The sequence below is a fragment of the Keratinibaculum paraultunense genome, from assembly GCF_016767175.1.
Lineage (GTDB): Bacteria > Bacillota > Clostridia > Tissierellales > Tepidimicrobiaceae > Keratinibaculum > Keratinibaculum paraultunense.
Genome location: NZ_CP068564.1, coordinates 2272920 through 2295862, shown reverse-complemented (window position 1 = coordinate 2295862; position 22943 = coordinate 2272920). Strand labels below are relative to the sequence as shown.

At 28.4% G+C, this 22943-nt stretch carries 21 protein-coding genes; 17 read left to right on the top strand and 4 right to left on the bottom strand.

What is annotated here, in order from left to right; genetic code table 11:
* Window positions 1–12: 12 nt before the first annotated feature.
* Window positions 13–633 carry a sporulation membrane protein YtaF gene (ytaF, locus tag JL105_RS11310; RefSeq protein WP_132029290.1) on the bottom strand — a complete coding sequence of 207 codons (621 nt, stop codon included), beginning with the start codon at window positions 631–633 and terminating at the stop codon, window positions 13–15.
* Window positions 634–790: 157 nt separating this feature from the next.
* On the opposite strand from ytaF, the gene JL105_RS11305 reads away from it, so the two are divergent.
* The 4 genes from JL105_RS11305 (at window position 791) to JL105_RS11290 (ending at window position 4263) form a co-directional block, all read left to right on the top strand.
* Window positions 791–1738 carry a calcium/sodium antiporter gene (locus tag JL105_RS11305; protein WP_132029293.1) on the top strand — a complete coding sequence of 316 codons (948 nt, stop codon included), beginning with the start codon at window positions 791–793 and terminating at the stop codon, window positions 1736–1738.
* A gap of 101 nt (window positions 1739–1839) precedes the next feature.
* Complete coding sequence (locus JL105_RS11300) at window positions 1840–2478, top strand: cyclodeaminase/cyclohydrolase family protein (RefSeq protein ID WP_202690537.1); 639 nt, start codon at window positions 1840–1842, stop codon at window positions 2476–2478.
* 102 nt (window positions 2479–2580) lie between these two features.
* Window positions 2581–3726, top strand: coding sequence for an aminotransferase class V-fold PLP-dependent enzyme (locus tag JL105_RS11295; protein WP_132029299.1), 1146 nt, complete (start codon window positions 2581–2583; stop codon window positions 3724–3726).
* Between the two features lie 18 nt (window positions 3727–3744).
* On the top strand, window positions 3745–4263 hold the full coding sequence (locus tag JL105_RS11290; protein ID WP_132029302.1) for a DUF4446 family protein: 519 nt from the start codon (window positions 3745–3747) through the stop codon (window positions 4261–4263).
* Window positions 4264–4283: 20 nt separating this feature from the next.
* Here the strand turns inward: JL105_RS11290 and yyaC are convergent, their stop codons facing one another.
* Entirely contained in the window at window positions 4284–4868 is a 585-nt protein-coding gene (gene yyaC / locus JL105_RS11285; RefSeq protein WP_132029305.1) for a spore protease YyaC, read from the bottom strand.
* Window positions 4869–5226: 358 nt separating this feature from the next.
* Between yyaC and JL105_RS11280 the strand changes: the two genes are divergently transcribed.
* Window positions 5227–6651 carry a peptidoglycan DD-metalloendopeptidase family protein gene (locus JL105_RS11280; RefSeq protein ID WP_132029308.1) on the top strand — a complete coding sequence of 475 codons (1425 nt, stop codon included), beginning with the start codon at window positions 5227–5229 and terminating at the stop codon, window positions 6649–6651.
* Window positions 6652–6684: 33 nt separating this feature from the next.
* Here the strand turns inward: JL105_RS11280 and JL105_RS11275 are convergent, their stop codons facing one another.
* Both JL105_RS11275 and JL105_RS11270 read right to left on the bottom strand, forming a co-directional pair.
* Window positions 6685–7971: a S8 family peptidase gene (locus JL105_RS11275; protein ID WP_132029311.1), complete on the bottom strand. Its 1287-nt coding sequence runs from the start codon at window positions 7969–7971 to the stop codon at window positions 6685–6687.
* Window positions 7972–8046: 75 nt separating this feature from the next.
* Entirely contained in the window at window positions 8047–10728 is a 2682-nt protein-coding gene (locus JL105_RS11270) for a calcium-transporting P-type ATPase, PMR1-type (RefSeq protein ID WP_132029314.1), read from the bottom strand.
* Between the two features lie 398 nt (window positions 10729–11126).
* Here JL105_RS11270 and yycF point away from each other — a divergent pair, with 398 nt between their 5' ends.
* From yycF to rbr, 12 genes are all read left to right on the top strand, one after another.
* Entirely contained in the window at window positions 11127–11822 is a 696-nt protein-coding gene (gene yycF, locus JL105_RS11265; RefSeq protein WP_132029317.1) for a response regulator YycF, read from the top strand.
* Between the two features lie 3 nt (window positions 11823–11825).
* Entirely contained in the window at window positions 11826–13655 is a 1830-nt protein-coding gene (locus JL105_RS11260; protein ID WP_132029320.1) for a sensor histidine kinase, read from the top strand.
* A gap of 72 nt (window positions 13656–13727) precedes the next feature.
* Window positions 13728–14219, top strand: a complete 492-nt coding sequence (locus tag JL105_RS11255; RefSeq protein WP_132029323.1) for a hypothetical protein — start codon at window positions 13728–13730, stop codon at window positions 14217–14219.
* Between the two features lie 30 nt (window positions 14220–14249).
* The gene (locus JL105_RS11250; RefSeq protein WP_132029326.1) at window positions 14250–15686 is read left to right on the top strand and encodes a hypothetical protein; all 1437 of its coding nucleotides are present in this window, start codon (window positions 14250–14252) and stop codon (window positions 15684–15686) included.
* Window positions 15687–15717: 31 nt separating this feature from the next.
* On the top strand, window positions 15718–16563 hold the full coding sequence (gene yycI / locus JL105_RS11245; protein ID WP_132029329.1) for a two-component system regulatory protein YycI: 846 nt from the start codon (window positions 15718–15720) through the stop codon (window positions 16561–16563).
* 117 nt (window positions 16564–16680) lie between these two features.
* A complete protein-coding gene (locus JL105_RS11240) occupies window positions 16681–17469 on the top strand; it encodes an MBL fold metallo-hydrolase (RefSeq protein ID WP_132029377.1) in 789 nt (262 codons plus the stop codon).
* A 17-nt stretch (window positions 17470–17486) separates the two neighbouring features.
* Window positions 17487–18626: a serine protease HtrA gene (gene htrA / locus JL105_RS11235; RefSeq protein WP_132029332.1), complete on the top strand. Its 1140-nt coding sequence runs from the start codon at window positions 17487–17489 to the stop codon at window positions 18624–18626.
* Between the two features lie 108 nt (window positions 18627–18734).
* Window positions 18735–18902, top strand: a complete 168-nt coding sequence (locus JL105_RS11230; protein WP_132029335.1) for a CxxH/CxxC protein — start codon at window positions 18735–18737, stop codon at window positions 18900–18902.
* A 23-nt stretch (window positions 18903–18925) separates the two neighbouring features.
* Window positions 18926–20068 (top strand): RtcB family protein, encoded by a 1143-nt coding sequence (locus tag JL105_RS11225; protein ID WP_132029338.1) that lies wholly within the window; start codon window positions 18926–18928, stop codon window positions 20066–20068.
* 100 nt (window positions 20069–20168) lie between these two features.
* Complete coding sequence (locus tag JL105_RS11220; RefSeq protein ID WP_132029341.1) at window positions 20169–21311, top strand: DUF3298 domain-containing protein; 1143 nt, start codon at window positions 20169–20171, stop codon at window positions 21309–21311.
* A gap of 161 nt (window positions 21312–21472) precedes the next feature.
* Window positions 21473–22225, top strand: a complete 753-nt coding sequence (surE, locus tag JL105_RS11215) for a 5'/3'-nucleotidase SurE (RefSeq protein ID WP_132029344.1) — start codon at window positions 21473–21475, stop codon at window positions 22223–22225.
* 98 nt (window positions 22226–22323) lie between these two features.
* The gene (gene rbr, locus JL105_RS11210; protein ID WP_132029347.1) at window positions 22324–22911 is read left to right on the top strand and encodes a rubrerythrin; all 588 of its coding nucleotides are present in this window, start codon (window positions 22324–22326) and stop codon (window positions 22909–22911) included.
* Window positions 22912–22943 lie beyond the last annotated feature (32 nt).

Sequence of the window (22943 nt, the reverse complement as noted above, 5' to 3'; positions counted from 1 at the left end):
GGTTGGTTTAAATTATTTTAGTTTCAAAAATGCTAGTAAGATAAGCAATATACCTGATAACCAGGATAAATTTATATTTATCTTTTCAGTGAACTTTCTACCTAAGAATAAACCACTCCATATTGCAATTATATCCCAAATTAAGGATAAAACTATTACAGCAAAGTAGTTTATGTTTCCAATTCCTGTTCCAAAACCTATTGCTATGGAGTCTATAGATAAAGCAGCAGCTAAATATAATGCTTCATTTAAGCTAATGGTTTTTGAATTGTCTAAATCTGCTTTAGTTTCATCTATATAAATATCTATAATTAACCATAAGTTAAAAAGTTTCAACTTAACTTGTCTTTTTTTGGAAGATTTTTCATTCAAATATTTTTTTATAATACTTTCAAATAAATAATATATTCCTAAAATTATTAGAAGTATAAAACTTATAATAGAAGTTACATTGACAGGAAGTATTTTTTTAAAAGATATTGCTAATAACATTGAAAGAGCTAAAAAAATAGCACATATGATGTCGATGAATATTATAGATTTCATTGGAATTTTTATTCTGTTAGTACCATAAGCTAAACTAGCTACAAATGCATCTATGGATAAGGTAAGAACTAATAATATTGTTTCCATATTAAGCCTCCTTTGTGTTTTATAACTATTATCATTTTATTCTAAGTAATACTTATTGTTACAAGCTATATATTAAAAGAAGCTCTTAAGTAATAATAGTAGATTTACTTATATATAAATATAATTAGAAACTAAATAAGAAAAAAAGGAGGAGAATATGGAAATTGGGTTGGTTATAATATTTTTTATAGTTGGACTTATTATGACTGTAAAAGGAGGGGATATTTTTGTAGATGCTGCTATATGGATTGCTGAAAAGACTGGTATTTCCTCTGGAATTATAGCTGCAACTATTGTTAGTATGGCAACCACATTGCCAGAATTTTTTGTTTCTACTGTAGCAAGTAGAGAAGGATTTTCTGAAATGGCCGTTGGTAATGCTATAGGTTCTTATATTTGTAATATAGCTTTTATAATTGGAATATGTTCATTGATAAGACCAATAAATATAAAAGATAAGTTCTTTGGCATAAAAGGGGTAATGATGATAGGTTATTTATGTGTGTTTTTTTTATTTAGCAAGGATGGTTTTATAAATTTTAATGAAGGATATATAATGGTTTTATTAATTATATTTTTTATATTTATAAATATATTGGAACATCGAAAAAATAGCCCATGTAGGAGTAAGAATAAGAGAAAAACCATAAATAAAAAGGAGTTAGTAAAAAATGGAATAAAATTTATGGTAGGAATAGTGTTAATAGTATATGGAGCACATATTTTAGTTGATAGTGGTGTAGAAATAGCAAATATATTAAGAATACCAAAACAAGTAGTTAGCTTAACTCTTCTTGCAGTAGGGACTTCGATACCTGAATTTATAACTTCATTGATGGCTACATTTAAAAGACAACAAAGTATTTCTTTAGGAAATATTTTAGGAGCTAATATATTAAATATTTCTGTTATAATAGGAGTTTCTTCATTAGTAAGTGATAAAGGATTAATTGTTACAGGGCATACATTATTTACCGATATTCCTATGGCAATGCTAGTAGCCCTTTTATTTGTTGGAGTTGGTTTATTAAGAGAAAAAATAGGGCGAATTACAGGTTTGATATTATTGGGAACTTATGTAGTTTATTTATTTATGTTGTTTTAAAAAAATAAAAGTAAAATATTTTTAAACATATAATTATTTGTGTATGATATAATTAAATTGCATTAAATAAGATTTTATAATAATTAAATGGTGGTGATTTGATGTTAATAAAAGAAACTTTAGAGGATTTTATTGATAAAGTAGCATCTAAAGAGCCTACTCCAGGAGGGGGTAGTGTTTCTGCATTAGCAGGTAGTTTAGGGGCAGCACTTACATTTATGGTAGGTAATTTAACTTTTGGTAAAAAAGCATATGAAGAATTAGATGAAGAAGTTAAAGAAGAAATGAATAGTAATTTTAAAGAACTACAAAAGAGTATAGAAAAATTAAATAAAATTGTAGATGAAGACACGAAAGCTTTTGATAAAGTAATGGAAGCTTTTAAAATGCCTAAAGAAACTGAAGAAGAAAAAACAAAAAGGAATGCTGCAATTCAAGAAGGATATAAGAAAGCATTGGAGGTACCTCTAAAATGTGCAGAAGAATGTTTCCGTGTATTAAAATTACAGGATGTGTTTGCACACTATGGTAATATTAATGCTATTACAGATGTGGGAGTTGGTACACTTTTAGCAGCTGCTGGTCTTGAAGGAGCTTTATTAAATGTTAAAATTAATTTACTTAGTATAAAGGATGAGGTATATAGAAATGAAATGGAGAAAAAAATAGAAGAATTATTAAATGAAGGAATTAAATTAAAAAAAGAATTGATGAAAATAGTATATAAAAGATTAGGTTAAGTAAAAAGGAACTCAATTTGAGTTCCTTTTTAAATTTAAATTAGATAAATAAGTGGTTTAATATGCTATAATTATATTATAAATATGTGGAGGTGTATAAAAATGATTTATTTTGATAATGCTGCAACATCATTTCCTAAGCCAAATATAGTTTATGACTCTATTTTACAAGCTATGAAAGAATATGGTGCAAATCCTGGTAGATCTGGGCATAAATTAGCACTAAAACTTGGAAGGGAGATATTTGAGACCAGGGAAATAATAGCCCAGTTGTTTAATATAGATAATCCTATGAATGTTATATTTACCTTTAATTGTACAGAAAGTTTAAATGTAGGAATTAAAGGTATATTGAAAAAAGGGGATCATGTAATAACTACTTCTATGGAGCATAATTCAGTTTTAAGACCATTGATGGATTTAAAGAGAGAAGGAATAATAGAAGTTACTATAGTAAGAGGAGATTCTGCGGGGAAAATAGATCCTATTGATATTGAAAATAATATTAAAGAAAATACTAAATTAATAGTAATGACTCATGTTTCTAATTTGACTGGTACTATTATGCCTGTAAAGGAAATTGGGGAAATTGCTAAAGAAAATGGCATATATTTTTTAGTAGATGCAGCTCAGTCGGCAGGAGTCTATGATATAGATGTAAAAGAGATGAATATAGATATATTGGCTTTCCCAGGACATAAAGGATTATTAGGTCCTCAAGGAACAGGAGGATTATATATAAGAGAAGGATTAGATGTGAAAGAGTTAAAACAAGGAGGTACAGGAAGTGTATCTCATCTATTAGAGCAACCCAAAATTAATCCTGACAGATATGAAAGCGGAACTCCTAATGGTCCTGGTATAGTTGGCTTAGGATCAGGTGTTAAATATATACTACAAAAAGGTATAGAAAACATAAGAAAACATGAAGAAGAATTGACTAGTCATTTTATTGAAGAAGTTTCAAAAATAGAAGAAGTAAAAATATATGGACCTTTAAATGTAAAAGAACAAGGAGCTGTAGTAGCTGTCAATATTGGGACTGAAGATTCTTCAGAAATTAGTTATATATTGGATGAAAACTATAATATATGTGTAAGACCAGGATTACATTGTGCTCCCCTTGCTCATAAAACTATAGGTACTTTTAAGCAAGGTGTTGTAAGATTTAGTTTTGGTCCCTATAATACTCATGATGAAATTGAGCAAGGAATAAAAGCTATAAGGGAAATATCTAAAGGAAATTAAGAAAGGAGAAATATATATATGGAGCAGATACGGGAAATAGTTGAAATACATAATGTTGAAATTGTTTTAGGTTTGTTAGTGGCTTTTTTATTATTGTTGGCATTATACTTAATTGTTGAAATTAAATTTTCTAAATTAAAGACTAGGTATGATAAATTAGTGCAAGGTAAAGATGGAATAGATATTGAAGAACTTTTAATAAAAAATGGATATGAAATAGATAAAATGAAAGATGATATTGTTGAAATATATGAAAAATTGGATAAATTAGAGAAAAAATTAAATTTTGCAGTTCAAAAAATAGGTTTTATTAGATATAATGCTTTTGGAGATATGGGTTCAGAGTTAAGTTTTTCTATAGCTTTTTTAGATGATTTTTTAAATGGTTTTGTGTTAACAAGTATTTATGGAAGAGAACATTCTACTTGCTATGCAAAACCAATAAAAAATGGAAAATCTGAATACCCATTATCAGTTGAGGAAATGCAAGCAATAGATAGGGCTGTTAAAAAAGAATATTATACGGAGAGTATTTAGAAAAGTAGCCTTTATAAAGGCTACTTTTGTTGGTTTATAGTTTTGTTGTATAGTTTAAACAAAGCTATATTAATACTTTTAGTTATAGTTTCTGCCATATTCATTACTAAGCTTAATCTAGTATTTTGTAATACCATATATTCCATTATACCCCCAACATTTACGATTCCAGTAATATTCATGTCTCCAATGGGAGGCAGATCTTTATTAACACCTAATCCCGGTTTTAATGGACCTTTATTGATATTTATATATCCTATTTTATTGAAATTCCCTAATGAAGCATCTACAGCTAATATGAAAGGGTTTATATATGCTGAATCTATTTGATTAATAGCATGTTCTAAATTTTTAGCATGAACTGGTTCATCTAAAGTACCAAATAGATGAACTTTTTTATAGGGAGATAAATAATGGTTTAACTTGTGTCCTACAAGAGGACCTAGTGAGTCTCCAGTAGATCTATCAGTACCTATACATAATATAATTAAATCTTGAAAATAATTAATATTAGAGTAAAGATTATCAAATATAAGTTTTGAAGCATCCATGATGGCATGAGGTGAGTTTATATTTATGTAATTTTTGCTAATAATATCTGCCATATTGAACCTCCTATTTGTTTTTGGTAAATATTATGGTTTATGCTGTATAATAAAAGTATATCCATGTAAAAAATATAAATACTTTAATTTATAAAATGTTAAAATATTCTAATAGTATATTGTATAGAAAATATATTATTAACAAATAACAGTGGTTTTACTTAAATTAAGATGAAAAGAAGATTGGAATATATATATATAAACTGAATATAATAGAAAGTAGACAGGCTTAGATTATTGAAAAATTTTTTATCTATGGTATAATAATTTCAGTTATTACAAAATGGTTACAAAAATCTAATAAAAATTAAAAAAATGGTATTAAAATTATTTTTAAAAACAGGGAGGTACTATTATCATGGATGAACAGAATAATCTAGAAACGGGAAATAACAGTCATCCCCCAGGGAGCAAGCTGCTTTTAGGGGAAACAAAGAATAAATTTAATTTTAAAAAAGTGCTTATAATGATAATACTAGTTACCGTAACTAGTTTATCTACTATAGTATATAAAGTTAATGAAATACGAACTAGAGCTTTTATAGTTAGTTTTGGGAATGAAAATGTAGGAATTGTTAGAGATAAAGAGCAAGCATTAAATATATTAGAAGAATTAAGACAGGAACTGGTAAATAAATATGATATTGATATAGTATTAAATGAAAACATTACATTTAAAGATACTCATGCAAAAGACAATATGTTAGCTTCTATGGATGAATTGAGAGAAAATATTAAGTCTAAGATGACTTTTTTAGTTAGTGGATACATATTATTAGTAGACAATGAAGAAGTAGGTGCAACAAGGACTAAAGAGGATTTAGAAGAAGTATTGGATAAGATTAAGGATCTATACATAAAAGATAGAACTGATGATGGAGAAATTAAAGAAATAAAGTTTCTTGAAGATATAAAAATAGAAAAAAGAAATGTACCTTTAAATAAATTAAAAAGTAAAGATGAACTTTTTAATTACATATTATCAGGAGAAGATGAAGTAAAAACCCATGTTGTAGAAGTAGGAGAAAGTCTTTGGACGATATCAAAAATTTATGATATACCGGTAGAAGATTTAATAGCAGTTAATCCTGACAAAGATCCAGAAAAATTACAAATAGGCGATGAAATAAAATTACTAATGCCTAAATCTATGGTAACAGTAGCGACAGTAGAGGAAGTTAAATATAATGAAAAAATTGATTACGAAGTAAAGGTTGAATATGATAAAAGTATGTATAAAACAAATAAAAAAGTTAAAGTAAAAGGATCACAAGGTGAAAGTGAAATTATTGCAAAAGTGGTAAAACATAATGGGATAATTGTAGATAAAGAAATAATAGAGGAAAAAATAGTTAAAGAACCTGTTGATGAATTAATAGTAAAAGGAACTAAGGATGTACCTAAAACAATAGCTACTGGTGCATTTTTGATGCCTACTAGAGGTTCTATATCATCTAGATATGGAATGAGAAATGGTCGTATGCATAAAGGTATAGATATTATTGCTAAAAAAGGGACTCCTATCAAAGCTGCTGATGGCGGGAAAGTTGTATTTGCAGGAAGAAACGGGGCATATGGTAATTTAGTTGAAATAGATCATGGCAATGGTTATATTACTAGATATGGACATTGTAGTAGTATAAATGTTAAAGTAGGAGAAAGAGTTTATAAAGGGCAAGTTATTGCTAAAGTAGGCAGTACTGGAAGAGCTAGTGGTTCTCATCTTCATTTTGAAGTATTAAAAAATGGAAGGAATCAAAATCCTTCAAAATATGTGAGATAAAGAGGAAGATTTTCTTCCTCTTTTTTATTTAGGTTAATGTTTAGGGGAATCAAATAAGAATAATAAAATTAAAAGGGTAATAATATTTTCAAAAAGCTTATCTTTTTTTAAATCTACATATGTTGGAGGAATATTGATTGAAGTATTATCATCTTCATTAAATAATAATTTTAAATTTAACATACCTGCACCTTGTGTATCTTCAGAATCTTTAAGATCAATACATGAATTTAATAGTTTATATTTTATCTCCTCAGGTTTAAGATTTTTATATTTATTTAATAATAATGCTATACTACCAGCTACTAATGGAGTAGCCATAGATGTACCACTTGAATTGCGATATCCATCTAATTCTACATTGGATAAAGAATTAATATTAACACCTGGTGCTACTAAATCAGGTTTTAAAAGTCCTTCTATGGTGGGACCACGGCTGGAAAAAGAAGCAACAGTATCATCTTCGATATTTATGGTTCTTTTATCATCAGCAGCTCCTACAGTTATGGCATATTTACTGATTCCAGGTGAGAGTATGGTTTTTTCACCTGGACCATTATTTCCTGCAGCGACTACAACTACTAAACCTGCTTGAACAGCTTTTTCAACAGCTTTACATAAAGGATCATTTTTATAAGAATTATTTGCAGGTGTCCCTATAGAAAGATTTATAATCTTTGTATTATATTCATCTTTAGTTTCAACAACATAGGATATAGCTTTAACTAAAGTAGAAGTATTTCCACTACCTTCACTGTCTAGTGCTTTTATAGCTAATATATTGGCTTCTGGAGCAACACCAGTATATTTACCATTAGAAGCGTAGCCATTTCCAGCAATAATTCCAGTTACATGTGTACCATGACCATTGTCATCATAAGGAGATAGTTTATTGTTTATAAAGTCGACAAAGCCAATGATTCGATTATTTGGTACTGTTAAATCAAGATGAGGAGCTACCCCTGTATCTATAACTGCAATTGTTACACCATTTCCTTTATAACCTATATTATTAGGGAAATGTCCTTCTATGGTAGGAATTGCTATGTCTAGTTGAGTATATACCTCAGAGTCAAAACTGATATATTCTACTTCAGGATTAGTAGAAAGCTTATAAATGATATCAGTAGTTAAGTTACATGCAATTCCATTGATTAAAGGTAAATTTGTTTTCATTTTTGTAGATAGATTTTTAATTCCATTTATTAGCGTACTGTTATTGTGGGCTAGTTGAATTATTACTGGCAATTCTTCCTGTGATTGAGACATTATTTTAGCACTCAGTATTGGGCATATTTTAGAATAACTTATATTATTCATAAAACCACCTTCCTTGTTCTATTCTATGCAATAGCTTCTAAAAAGTGCTAAAAAAAAAGCCCTATAGGGCTTTTTTTATTTTCTTATAAACAATTTATATAATTCACCTATTACAAGAGGTAAGAAAGAATATATAAGAACTATAGTCCAGTCAGAAATGCTCAATGGATAGGTATCAAATACAGGTTGCAAGAAAGGTACATATATTACTACAATTAATAGTAAAAATGAAATAATAGTAGCAAAAGTTAAAGTTTTATTTGAAAACACCCCTATTTCAAATATAGTATGTTTTTCTGATCTACTGGAGTAAGCTCTCAATAATTCTGCTGTGATTAAAGTAGCAAAAGTAATAGTTCTAGCAATTATTAAATTTTGATTACCATAAGTTTTTAATCCCCACCTATATGCTAATAATGAAGCAGCAGCGATAGCAATACTTTGAAAAACAATAGCTGTGGTCATTTTTTTGTTTAATATAGGCTCTTCTGGATTTCTTGGAGGAATTTCCATAATTTCTGGTTCCCCTTCTTCAACTCCTAAGGCTAAAGCTGGGAAACTATCTGTTACTAAATTAAGCCAAAGTAATTGTATAGGTATAAGGGGAACTGGTAAATTAAATAATATACTAAAAAATATAATTAAAATTTCTCCAATATTACAGGATAATAAGAAGAAAACAAATTTTTTAATATTGCTATATATTATTCTACCTTCTTCTACAGCTGCTACAATGCTGGCAAAATTATCATCAGTTAATATAACTTCAGCAGTATTCTTTGCTACATCAGTTCCAGTAATTCCCATTGCTACGCCAATATCTGATTTTTTTAAAGCTAAAGCATCATTAACGCCATCTCCAGTCATGGCTACAATCTCTCCATTAGCTTTTAATGCAGAAACTATTCTTACTTTATGTTCTGGTGAAACTCTAGCATATACTTTTTTATGTTTTACTAATTCTTTTAAATCTTCATCAGAAATATTATCTAATTCTTTACCCGTGATAGCTTCATCTTCATGTTTTGCTATACCTAATTCTTTAGCAATAGCAAAAGCAGTTTCTTTATAATCTCCAGTAATCATGATAGTTTGAATTCCTGCTTTTTTACAGAGTTGTATAGCTTTTTTGGCTTCTTCTCTTGGTGGATCTATCATTCCAACTAACCCAACGAATATCATTTGATTTTCTATTGTTTCAGTTGAAATATTATTAGGCAATTTATCATATTTTTTAAATGCAAAAGCGAGGACTCTCAATGCATTTCTTGAAAATTGACTATTTATATTCATTATTTTTTCTTTTAATTCATCTGTTAATGGTTTTATTTCCCCATTGATATAAATTTGATTACATCTACTAATCACTATATCTGGTGCACCTTTAGTAAAAGATACTACTTTATTTGGAATATAGTTATCATGAAATGTAGTCATCATTTTTCTATCAGAATCAAAAGGAATTTCTTCAATTCTTGGGAATTTTTTATTTATTTCATCTTTAAATATATTTCCTTTTCCAGCTAAAGTGATTAAAGCTCCTTCAGTAGGATCCCCTAAAATTCTATAACCTTCTTCATTCTTCTCTAATGTTGCATCATTACATAAAGCACCTATAGTAATCAATTTATTTAACCCATCAACATTTTTTGGATCAACTGAATTTCCATCTATTTTAAATTCTCCTTTAGGTTCATAGCCTGTTCCTGTAATATCAAAAATTTTCCCATCTGCATATGCTTTAACTACTGTCATTTCATTTTGAGTTAAAGTTCCTGTTTTATCAGAACAAATAACAGTAGTACACCCTAAAGTTTCAACAGCAAGTAGCTTTTTCACAATAGCATTGCGTTTAACCATTCGATTCATACCCAAAGCAAGTACTATAGTTACTATAGCAGGTAATCCTTCAGGGATGGCAGCTACAGCTAAACTAATGGAAACCATAAACATTTGAAGCAGATCTCTATTTTGAAGTAGACCTATTCCAAATACTAATAGACAAACTATTATGCAAGCTACGCCTAAAGTTTTTCCAAGTCTATCTAAATTTTTTTGTAAAGGAGTAGTTTCATCATCAAATGATTGTATCATAGTAGCAATTTTCCCTATCTCTGTATTATGCCCTGTATTTACTACAACTCCTTTACCCCTGCCGTAAGTAACTATGGTACTCATAAAAGCCATATTTGTCCTATCGCCTAGAGATGCTTCTTCATATAAAGTATTGCTATTTTTTTCTACAGGTACTGATTCACCAGTTAGAGATGCTTCTTCTATTTTTAAATTTGAAGTTTCAATTAATCTTAAATCTGCAGGTATTATATCACCAGATTCCAACAATACAATATCTCCAGGAACTAAAGAACTTGCTGGTACAATAGTAGTATTGCCATCTCTTATAACTTTAGCATTAGGAGCAGCCATTTTTTTTAATGCATCTAAGGCTTTTTCAGCTTTACCTTCTTGATACAAACCTAAAAAGGCATTTATTATTACTATGGCTAAAATTACAATTGCATCTGCTTTTTCTCCTACAGCGAAAGATATAATACTTGCTATAATTAATATTATTACTAAAAAATCTTTAAATTGAGCTATTAATTTAGACATAAAGCTTTTTTTAACTTCTTCTTTTAATTCATTTGGTCCATATTTTATTAGGCGTTTTTCTGCTTCTTGTTGAGAAAGACCTTTATCCATTGAAGTATTTAGTTGTGATAACACTTCTTCTTTAGTTTTCTTATACCAATCCATCCTATCCCTTCCTTTCTATTTTATTTATTATCCCATTTTAAAAAGAAATTAAAACAAAAATGTTACATTTTAGAAGTTATTGATTAATAGATGTATAATTGTTAGTATATATTATAGTATCAAAAAAGACCTTTGTTCAAACGATCGTTTAAACAAAGGTCTTGCTACCTACATTTATTTGCAGGATAATTAGCCGGGATTTTATCCGTATTGACGGCTAATTATTATAAAGCTACTCCCCTTTTACAATGATATTATATATCATAGATATAAATACTTCAATAGCTATACATATATAAAATTCAAAAAGCAATATTAATTTGACAATATTAATTAATTATTAGATAATTTATGCATAGATAATAGTATGAAATTATCAATTTTGGAGTGATATTATTATGGATAATAAAAAAATATTAGTGGTAGATGATGAAAAATCTATTGCAGATATAATTAAGTTTAATTTAGAAAAGGAAGGTTATGAAGTTGATTTAGCTTATGATGGTGAAGAAGCACTTAAAAAAGTTTATGAGGTATTGCCAGATTTAGTTTTATTGGATATTATGCTTCCTAAAAAAGACGGATTTCAAGTGTTGAAAGAAATTAGAAAGGAATTTAAAATTCCAGTACTTATGTTGACAGCTAAGGAGGAAGAAGTAGATAAAGTATTAGGATTGGAATTAGGTGCTGATGACTACATTACTAAACCTTTTAGCATGAGAGAATTAATAGCCCGAGTTAAAGCTAATTTAAGAAGAGTGGAGTTTTCTAATGGAGAGTTATGCGATGAAGATATATTAGTAGCAGGAGATTTAATTATTGATTTAAATAAGTATGAGGTTAAAAAAAGAGGACAAGTTATAGATCTTACTCTTAGGGAATTTGAATTGCTTAAATTTTTAGCTGCTAATGCTGACCAAGTGTTTACTAGAGAGCAACTGCTAGAAGAAGTATGGGGTTATGAATACTATGGGGATATAAGGACAGTAGATGTAACTGTAAGAAGATTAAGGGAAAAAATAGAAGATGAAGATGGTGAATTTAAATATATTATAACTAAAAGAGGAGTAGGATATTATTTCAGGAGGGGCTAATTCATGTTCAATAGTATTAGGTGGAAGTTTATTGTAGTATATTTTTTGCTAGTATTTATTGCCATGGTAATTGTAGGAGTATTCATAGTACAAAAATTTGAAATGCAACAATTAGAAAATAGGACTAGTTCAATGACAAAGCAAATTGAATCTATAATAAGTGCATCTAGTTATTTATCAGAAGATAATTGGGCTGAAGTTAGTAATGAAATCCAAAGCATGCTGAATGAATGGAGATTTGATGGAGCAGAAACTTTATATATTATATATGAATATGAGGAAAATATTCCTAGAATAATAGCTACTTCATCGAAAAAACAAGATCAAACAGTAGGGAAAAATGCATTAAGATATAAAGATTTTGATCCTACTTTAATATTATCAGCATATGAAGGGGAAAAAAAAGAAGCGGTAAAAAAAGATCTTAATAAAGATGAAATTTTCAAGCATTTGGCTTATCCTGTTTTAAATGAAGTAGGGCAAGTAAAAGGTGTTTTTTACATGACATCTGATCTTCAAGATATTTATGATACATTAGATGAATCTAAAAAAATATTAACTAGTGCTACTATGTTAGCATTAATAATAACAATAATACTAGGTTTTTTAATAGCTAGTAGTATAACTGAACCTATTAGGGATGTAACAAAAAAAGCTGAGAGAATGGCAAAAGGAGACTTTGATCAATTTGTAGAAGTAAAATCAGAAGACGAAATAGGTCAATTGGCAAGTATGTTTAATTATTTGACGTTAAAATTAAAAAATACTATTCAAGAGATGGATTTAGAAAGAAGTAAATTAGATACTATATTTAAATATATGGCTGATGGAGTTATAGCCATAGATTTAAATGGATATATAATTCATGCTAACCCTATTGCAGTAAATATATTGGGATTAGAAGATACAATAAATGAAGAGTTGTTAAATAGAAAGGTTTTTCCAATAGAGAATATTAATTTAAAGAAAATTGATTATAATGATGTAAATACTTTAGAAGGTGATGATATAGTAGAAATAAATTCAATAGTATATAGAATGAGATATGCTCCTTTTAGAAATGAAAAAGGTTATATTGGTGGTATTATAATTGTATTTCAAGATATAACAGAGCAACATAAATTAGATAATATGAGAAAAGAGTTCGTTGCCAATGTATCTCATGAATTAAAAACTCCGATAACTACTATCAAAAGTTATACAGAAACCCTTATGGATTATAAAGATATTGATGAGGAACTTGCTTGTAAATTTTTATCTATAATAGATAGTGAATGTGATAGGATGGCAAGAATAGTTAAAAATTTACTGCAACTTTCAAATTTAGATTATAATAAAACGAAATGGAATAAAATAGAATATTCTGTTAAAAAATTAATTTATGATTCTTGTTCAAAATTAGAATTTGCTTTTAAAGAAAAAGGTCATACTTTACATATAGATATAGAAGATGATATTCCAGATATTGTAATAGATAAAGATGGTATAGAGCAGGTAATACTAAATATAATATCTAATGCAATAAAATATACTCCAAATAATGGGAATATAGATGTGAGTGCTAAATATAAAGATAATAAAGTAATTATTAGCGTAAAGGATAATGGAATAGGTATACCAGAAGAGGATAAAGATAGGATATTTGAAAGATTTTATAGGGTAGATAAAGGTAGAAGTAGAGAATTAGGTGGAACTGGTTTAGGATTATCTATAGCCAAGCAAATAGTGGAAGCCCATGATGGTGATATAATATTTAAATCCCAATATAAAGTTGGTACCAAAGTAGATATTATATTGCCTGTAGCTACTAATGTGTCACTTAATCTTAATTAGCTTGTAATAATTCTGTAACATCCATATTATATAATGTAATTAAGTTTAAATATAGGGAGGGGAGTTGAGAATATGTGGAAAAAAATAACAGCTAATTTATTTATTATATTAATAATATTCTCATTTTCTTTAACAGGATATGCAGCTAGTGCAAAAACATTAAACATTCAAATTGCTAAAAAAAATAATAATGATTACCAGGTTACAGTACCGAGCAAGAATGCTATAGCTACAGATAAAAAAACAGTATTAATATCTGGAAAGGCTCCAAAGGGAACTAGTATTGTGATAGAAGTTTATGGGACTACGGATTTAACAGGGCAGAATTTTTCACTAACTAATTTGCCACAAAATAATGATTATATTCTCATCTCGAAAGAAACAATAAATGCCGGGAAAATTGGATTTGCTAAAGAAGTCGAATTAGTTTCTGGAATAAATAAAGTAATGGTTATATTTAAGGTAAATGGAGTAGATACAGTTGAAAAGATATTTTATGTTTACGACAAAGCATTAGCAGAAAAAGCTGCAAAAAATCCATATTTATTAGCACCAACTAAATGATAAACCCTGGTTCTATGGAGATGATCAATAATGGTAAAGGAAAGGTTTAAAACTTTTCTACTTTTACTTTTGGTGTGCATTAGCATATTTTTAACTAATCAACTTTGGATGAAGATGCCTTATAAAGTATTTTCTTTAATTAAAAAAGAGGAATATTTAGGTGCTAGTTATTTGTTAGCTGATATGTTAGAGCCTCATAAATATTTATTAAATTTTGATAGGAAAACACACACCATGTTTTATAGTAAACACAAAGAAAACTTATGGATAAGTACTTGTCCTATATTATCAAATGTTTTATCTTCTAGTAATTTTAAGACAGATGTAATAACTGATGACGAATTTTTTAAATATCTTAAAAAAAGGTCCATAGTTTTCTATTTCCCTGAAAAATTTAATACTTACATATTGGCTCGTTCTTTGGAGATTAATAAGCCTAATAGTATAACGGAAAAAATGCCAAAGGTAGAAAGTATTTATTTATATATAGGTAGTGGTAAACCTTTTTTTATATTTAGTAATGGGAATGATCATTTAATGGTTTATGATATATATGATATAGATGTAGATATTACTACTTTAAAAGAATATGTGAAAGGAATAGAAGAAACAGTTGACTATACATATTATTATCCTATGAAAGATACTTTAGGTAGCAATAATAATACTTTTATTCCATATGAAATGTCAAAGAACTTACCCTTAGTTTCTGTAGAAAGGAAATTGAATCCAGAAAACATAGAGGAAATTAGGGATATTGCAAAAGAATATTTCAATAAGGACATAGATTATATAAGAGAAATAGTTGAAAAGGATGGTTCTATAATATATTTATATGATCAAAAAGTACTAAAGATTAATCAAAATGGCATTTTAGAATATTTTAGTCCCCTTGAAGAACCTGTATTAGAGAGAAATTTATATATTAGTTTAAATACTGTAGCAGAGTTTTTATCAAATCATATTGATAATCCAGAGGATATGTATTTAGCTAAAATAGAGGAAATAAAATTTGAAGAAAACTTAGGTTATAAACTTATTTTTGGGCATAGAGTGATGGGCTTGCCAGTAATATTGGCAAACAATGATATCGAAGATTTTATTGAGATAGATGTGTTTAATAAATATATTAGAAATTATAAAATATTTTCTAGGGAAAATAAAAATATATCTAACTTTAATATAGAGAAAAATAAACGTATACTTTCTACTTTTGATATTATTAATATGAATTATGATATACTAGAAAAAGACTATATATATTATAAAAGACTAAATAAAGAAAAAATAGATAAAAAAACGATAATGGAAGATACTTTATCTTCTATCTGTAATATAGATATAGCTTATATGGATCCTTGTTCTAAAGAACAAGAAAATAAGCTTATAGGAGTATGGCTTTTGGAAACTGACAATAAGGTTTATGCTTTTGATGTATATAGTGGAGAATTAGTATTTGAAAAGTAGCTTAGAAGGAGTATTTGGATGGTGAAGGAAAATGGATTGGTCAAAGGCTAAAACCATTTTAATAGTTGCTTTTATTATAACCAATGTGTTATTAATATACATCCTTATAGGAGAAAAAACTATAGATGAACCTACTTTAAATGAGGATTTTATAGAGGATGTAGTAAAATTATTGGAACATAAAAATATATCTATAAATACTCATATACCAACGGAAATACCATGTTTATATACTATGAATGTAAGTTATGAAAAGATGAAATTAGAAAAATTAAATGAAATGTTTTTTAAGGGTAAAGGGGATTTAATTGAAAATAAAGATGCATTTGGGCAGATAATTAAGGATAATGAATCTTTGGTGATTACAAACAATAAATTGATAATATATGAAAATAAAGAAGAGAAAAAAATATTTGGAAATCTAGATAAAGAAAAAGCTATTCAAATTGCAGAAGATTTTTTAAAAGAGAAGAACTTTGATACATCAGATATGGAAATGACTTTTATTAAAGAAGAAAAAGGGACTTTTTATATAGAATATTCAAAAATGTATAATGATGTATTTGTAGAAAGAGCATTTACAAATTTTCAAATAGATAAAAGAGGAGTAAAAAGATTTGAAAGATTATGGTTTATAGTTGAAGATTTAGGTGAAACAGAAATATATATAAGTACAGCACCAAAAGCTTTATTGGCTTTATTGGATATAGAAGAAATATATGGGAAAACCATTACAAATATTTCTTTGTGCTATTATTTTGATCCTCAAAAACATGATTACTTAGAAGAACCTGAAGAGACTATACAAGGAAAAGCAATTCCAGCTTGGAGAATTCAATTTCAAGATGGGTATAAGGTGTTTATAGATGATTATTAGGAAGAACCTACGAGTTCTTCTTTTTAATTTGTTTTTTTAAAATTAATTTTGTGATAAAATATTAATATGTGTAAGTTTTATATATATTAAAATTTATTGGAGGGAATCATATTGGGTATGAAATTTTGCTCCTTATCAAGTGGCAGTAGTGGTAATTGTCAATATATTGAAACAGATAAGGTTAGAATATTAATAGACGCAGGTTTTAGTGGTAGAAAGGTAGAAGATTTATTATCTTCTATAGGTGTATGTCCTTCAACGATTGATTGCATATTTGTAACTCATGAACATATGGATCATATAAAAGGTGTAGGAGTATTATCCAGAAGATATGACATACCTATATTTGCTAATGAAGGAACTTGGATAAATATGAGTAGTAAGATAGGGGAAATAGATAATAAAAATATAAAAATAATACATACAGATAAGGATTTTGAAATTGCAGATTTAGGTGTTCACCCTTTTAAAATTTTTCATGATGCCTGTGATCCTGTTGGTTACATATTTTTTTATAAAAATATAAAAATAACTATTATGACTGATACAGGATGGGTAAATAATGAAATGAAGAATATAATAAAAGGTTCTTCTCTATACCTATTAGAGTCAAATCATGATGTAAATATGCTTAAATATGGAAAGTATCCTTGGTATTTAAAAAAAAGGATATTAAGTACTAAGGGACATCTATCAAATGATGATGCAGGTAGAGTTTTATCTCAGGTTTTATTAGGAAATGGGGAGATAATACTTTTAGCACATTTAAGCCAAGAAAACAATATTCCATATTTAGCTCATGAAACTGTAGGTAGTTTTGTGAAAGATTGTGGAATAAATATACATAAAGATATTACTTTAGATTTGACATATAGAGATAGAGCAACTAAAGTATATAGCTTATAATATAGGAGGGGATTTTAATGTATTATGAAAGGCCACCTAAAAAAAGGGGATTTTTTTCTTATTTCATAGTTGCATTAATTGCAGCTATTGTTGGAGGAATAATAAGTGCTTACATTGCACCAACATATCTATATGGTAAGGTATTACCAGTACCAGGAAATTATGATGGAAAAGCCCCATACAATACAGGGCAACAAATAAATATTACACCTTCGGATGATATATCTTCAGTAGAAGCAGTTGCAAAGAAGGCAATGAGTTCTGTAGTGGGGATAACTACTGTTCAGGTTCAAAGGGAACTTATATGGGAATGGGAGGTTGAAGGAGTAGGTTCAGGGATTATAGTAAACCCTAATGGATATATACTTACCAATTCTCATGTGGTAGGAGATGGTAAAGCTAAAAAAATAAGTGTTTTATTTGAAAATGGTGATATGCTTCCAGGAAAATTATTATGGTATGATAAAGCATTAGATTTGGCAGTAGTTAAAGTAGAAGCTACTGGACTTCCAGTTGCTGATTTAGGAGATTCAGATTCTTTAGAGGTTGGTCAGTTGGCTGTAGCTATAGGAAATCCTTTAGGATTAGATTTTCAAAGGACAGTTACTGCAGGTATTATATCTGGTTTGAATAGATCTATAAGAGTAGATGAGTATAATATTATAGATAATTTGATACAAACTGATGCTTCTATAAATCCTGGAAATAGTGGAGGTCCATTGTTAAATAACAAAGGAGAAGTAATAGGTATAAATACTGTAAAGATAAAATCTTCTGCAGCGGAAGGTTTAGGATTTGCCATACCTATTAATGTGGTAAAACCTATTATAGAACAGATAGTTGAAGAAGGAGATTTTAAAATTGTATATTTAGGTGTTGCAGGCATAGAAGTAGAAAGATACGAAAGACAAATTGGAGTAGAATTAAGTGTTGATAAAGGTGTTATATTATTAGAAATTGATGCTAATAGCCCAGCTGATAAAGCGGGTCTTAGACCAGGAGATATATTAGTTAAGATGGATAATCAAGAGATTGAAAGTATGAATCAATTAAAGAAAATGCTATATAAATATAAAAAAGGAGATAAAGCTAATTTAACGATTATTAGAAATGGCAAGGAAATGTCTGTTTCAGTTGTATTTAATCAAATGAAATAATATCAATTTAAAAGCTTGACAATATTGTCAAGCTTTTATAAACATTAAGAAAATGTTTATACTAAATGCAAATGAGTTTAATTTTATTAAAAGAGTGGAGTTGATATTATGTACGTAGTATGTAATGAACATCTAGAAGATGCAATAGAGGATTTTGTAGAAGTATATGAACAACCACCAGATATATACGAACTAGAAAAAGTTTCTTTTACTGATTGGGCTAGCCCTCGCACTTGTAATTATTGTGAAAAACCGCCTAAATATTTAGTGGTTTAGAGTTAATTTGAAAGGAGAGATTTATGAAGATTTACAATTTAGGAAGAATACCCATAAAATCTTGGGCAACAGATTTAGATGAGGAAACTTTACAACAGGCTGAAAATCTTTCTAATTTAAGTTTTGCTTATTCTCATATTGCATTAATGGCCGATGCTCATGTGGGATTTGGAATGCCTATAGGAGGAGTTTTGGCTTCTTCAGGGGTAATTATACCTAATGCTGTTGGAGTAGATATAGGCTGTGGTATTATTGCAGTAAAAACGGATATTAAGGAAATAGACATTAAATCTATTAAAAAAATAGTTGATAAAGCTCATAAAGTTATACCTTTGGGATTTAATAATCATAAGAAACCAAGGAAATGGGAAGGTTTTAATAATCAACCTAACTCAAAAATAGTAATGGAAGAATTAGATGCAGCTAGATACCAGTTGGGAACTTTAGGAGGAGGAAATCATTTTTTAAGCATAGAGAAGGGTAGCGATGGACACATATGGTTAATGGTACATTCTGGGAGTAGGAATTTTGGATATAAAATAGCTGAATACTATAATAACTTAGCTATAAATTTAAATGAGAAGATAAAATTAGTTCCTCCAAAACAAGATTTAGCAGGGCTTTATATAGACTCTAAAGAGGGAAAAGAATACTTTAATGCTATGAGTTATGCTTTAAAATTTGCAGCAGAAAACAGAAGGCAATTATTAGAACAATTTTATAGTATATTTAGGAAAGAAACAAAGTCTGAAAAAATACTCAAAAAAGTTTCTATCCACCATAATTATGCTTCAATAGAAGAACATTTTGGAAAGGAAGTTATAGTTCATAGGAAAGGAGCTATAAGGGCAGAAAAAGGAGAGTTAGGGATTATTCCTGGATCTATGGGGACTCCATCATATATAGTAGAAGGGTTAGGAAATCCTGAAAGCTTTAGAAGTTGCTCTCATGGAGCAGGTAGAGTAATGTCTAGAAGACAAGCTAATAAAACTATTACCAAAGAGATGGCAGATAAATCTATGGGAGATATAGTGCACAAGGGCTGGGAAAAAGATTTTTCAGAAGCCCCAATGGCTTATAAGGATATAGAAGAAGTAATGGATAATCAAAAGGATTTGGTAAAAAGAGTAATAAAGCTAACCCCTTTAGGAGTTGTTAAAGGATAGATTTTAACTGAATGTAACTTCTATGTAACCTTAATGTAACCAAAAACTATTATATAAATGTTACCATATATATAACAGAAAAATTAAGGGGGTTTTATGGATGAATAAAAAAATAATAACAATAGGTTTAGCTGGATGTTTAATAATGGGAAATATGTCTGTAGTTTTAGCAGATAAATTTGTGCGAGTTAATACTAAAGATCAAGTGATAAATCCAATATCTATTAACGCAGAATTAAAAGAAAACAAAGTAAAAGTATATACAGAAGTTATTAAACCAAACATTGATGGTGCAGAAGTAAATATTAAGATACCAGTAATAAAAGGATTAAAAGATGACCATTTTCAAGAAAAATTAAATCGTACTATTAGAACGTCTGTAGAAAAAGATTTAAAGGAATTTAAAAAAGATATAGAAGAGTTAAAGAAATTAAATGTTGATTGGGAACCACAGATGATAGTAGGATATGATGTTAAATCCAGTGAAAATATATTATCTATTGTAATTGATAACTATATTTTCACAGGGGGTGCTCATGGAAGTTCTAGGAGAGATTACTATAATATAGATATAGATAAGAATAAAATTATTCAATTATCAGATTTATTTAAAGAAAATAGTGATTTCAAAAGTATTATAAGTGATGAAATAAATAAAGAAATAAAAAGGCAAATAGCTGAAGAAGCTAAATCGTATTTTACCGATGATGAAAAATTTATAACTATAGATGATTCGCAAGATTTTTATATAGATAAAGATGGCGATATAGTAATTACTTTTCAACCTTATGAAATAACTCCTTGGTATATGGGGCATCCAGAGTTTAAAATACCAAGTAAAAGCATAGCTAATATATTGAAGGATTCAAAAGCGATAATTGAAAATGAAGTTACAAACTTCAATAAGATTATTATAAATGATAAAGAATTAGAATTAAGCAAGCCCATGTTTAAATCTGAAAAAGGTATAGTAATGTTTCCCTTTAGAGAAGTTGCCGAATCATTAGGGTTTAAGGTAGCATGGGATGGGAAAAACAAAGTTGCAACTATGAATAAAGGGCCTGTATTAGCCGGCGCTTATATAGGTGAAGATAGGTATTATTTTTCTAAAGCGTTTGTATATTTAGAAGAAACATCTAAGCTAATAGATGGGACAACTTTTGTGCCTATTAGTTTTATAGATCAAGTATTGCAAGGAATGGTCTATGTTACTGATGACGGTATATTGAATATAAAATATTAAATAAGAAAACCCTCTCTTAAGAGAGGGTTTTCTTATACTATTTTTTAAATGTTTTGATATAATATATTTGTAAAGCAAACTATTAATTACTTCCTACTTGCTTATGGGAGAATTCTTGCTATTACAATTGTTAAATAATGAAGTTTTAGGAGAGATGAAATATGAGAATATTGTTGGTTAATGATGATGGAATACATTCCGAAGGAATACACATATTAGCAAGGACTTTAGAAAAAGATCATGAAGTAATTATAGTAGCTCCAGAAGAGCAGAGAAGTGCTCAAAGTCAAGCTATTACAATAGAAAAAGATATAATTGTAAAAGAGGTCAAATTGAAAGGAATAACGTCAAAAGCTTATAGCATATCTGGTACGCCTGTAGATTGTGTAAGAATAGCTTTAGATAAATTAATAGAAAAACCTGTTGATTTAGTTATATCAGGCATAAATAGGGGACTAAATGCAGGTATGGATATACTCTATTCTGGTACGGTATCTGCAGCTATAGAGGCAAATATGTATAATTTACCTGCAATGGCATTATCAACTGAATTAATAGATGATAAGATTGACTATCATTTAGCAGCAAAGTATGGTAAATATATTTTAGAAAAATCTAAAGAATATTTTATTAGAAATAATATTATATTGAGTGTTAATACACCTTATTTAGATGGCAAAGAAATCAAAGGAATAAAAGTATGCAAAATAGGAGGAGTTATATATGATTATTATGTCATGGAAGATAATGGAAATAAAGGCGAGAAAATATTAAAACTTGAAGGTCGTAAAGATGTGGAATTTGAAGAGGGTACTGATAGATTTTATTTATCTCAAGGATATATAACTATAACTCCTTTACATTATGATCTTACAAATTTTAATCTATTAAAAGAAGTTGAAAACTGGATTTAAGTAAAATTTATAGATATATTATTAGAAATTTGGGTATCATCATATAGGGACAATTTTAACATGATAAAATAATTGTAAAAAAGATAGGAGGAATTTTGATGAAATCTTTAAAAGGTACTAAAACAGCAGAAAATTTAATGAAATCATTTGCAGGAGAATCTCAAGCTAGAACAAGGTATACATACTATGCTTCTCAAGCAAGAAAAGAAGGGTATGTACAAATATCCAATATATTTTTAGAAACTGCAGAAAATGAAAAGGAACATGCTAAAAGATTTTTTAAGTTTTTGAATAAAGATTTATGTGGAGAAGCTGTAGAAATTAATGAAGCTTCTTATCCAGTAGCTTTAGGGGATACAAAGGTAAACTTAAAAGCTGCAGCTGAAGGAGAAAATGAAGAATGGACAGAGCTTTATCCAAAGTTTGCAGATATTGCAGAAGAGGAAGGATTCCCAGAAATTGCATATGTATTTAGAGAAATTGCAGAAGTGGAAGAACGTCATGAAATTAGATATAGAAAGCTTTTAGCAAATATTGAAAACAACAAGGTGTTTGAAAAGGATGAAGAAGTAGAATGGAAGTGTAACAATTGTGGATATATTCATAAAGGAAAATCTGCTCCAGAAAAATGTCCAGCTTGTGCTCATCCTAGAGGCTACTTTGAAGTATTTGTAGAAACTTATTAAACAAAAGAACGCTGTAGATACTGTTTGAGTAT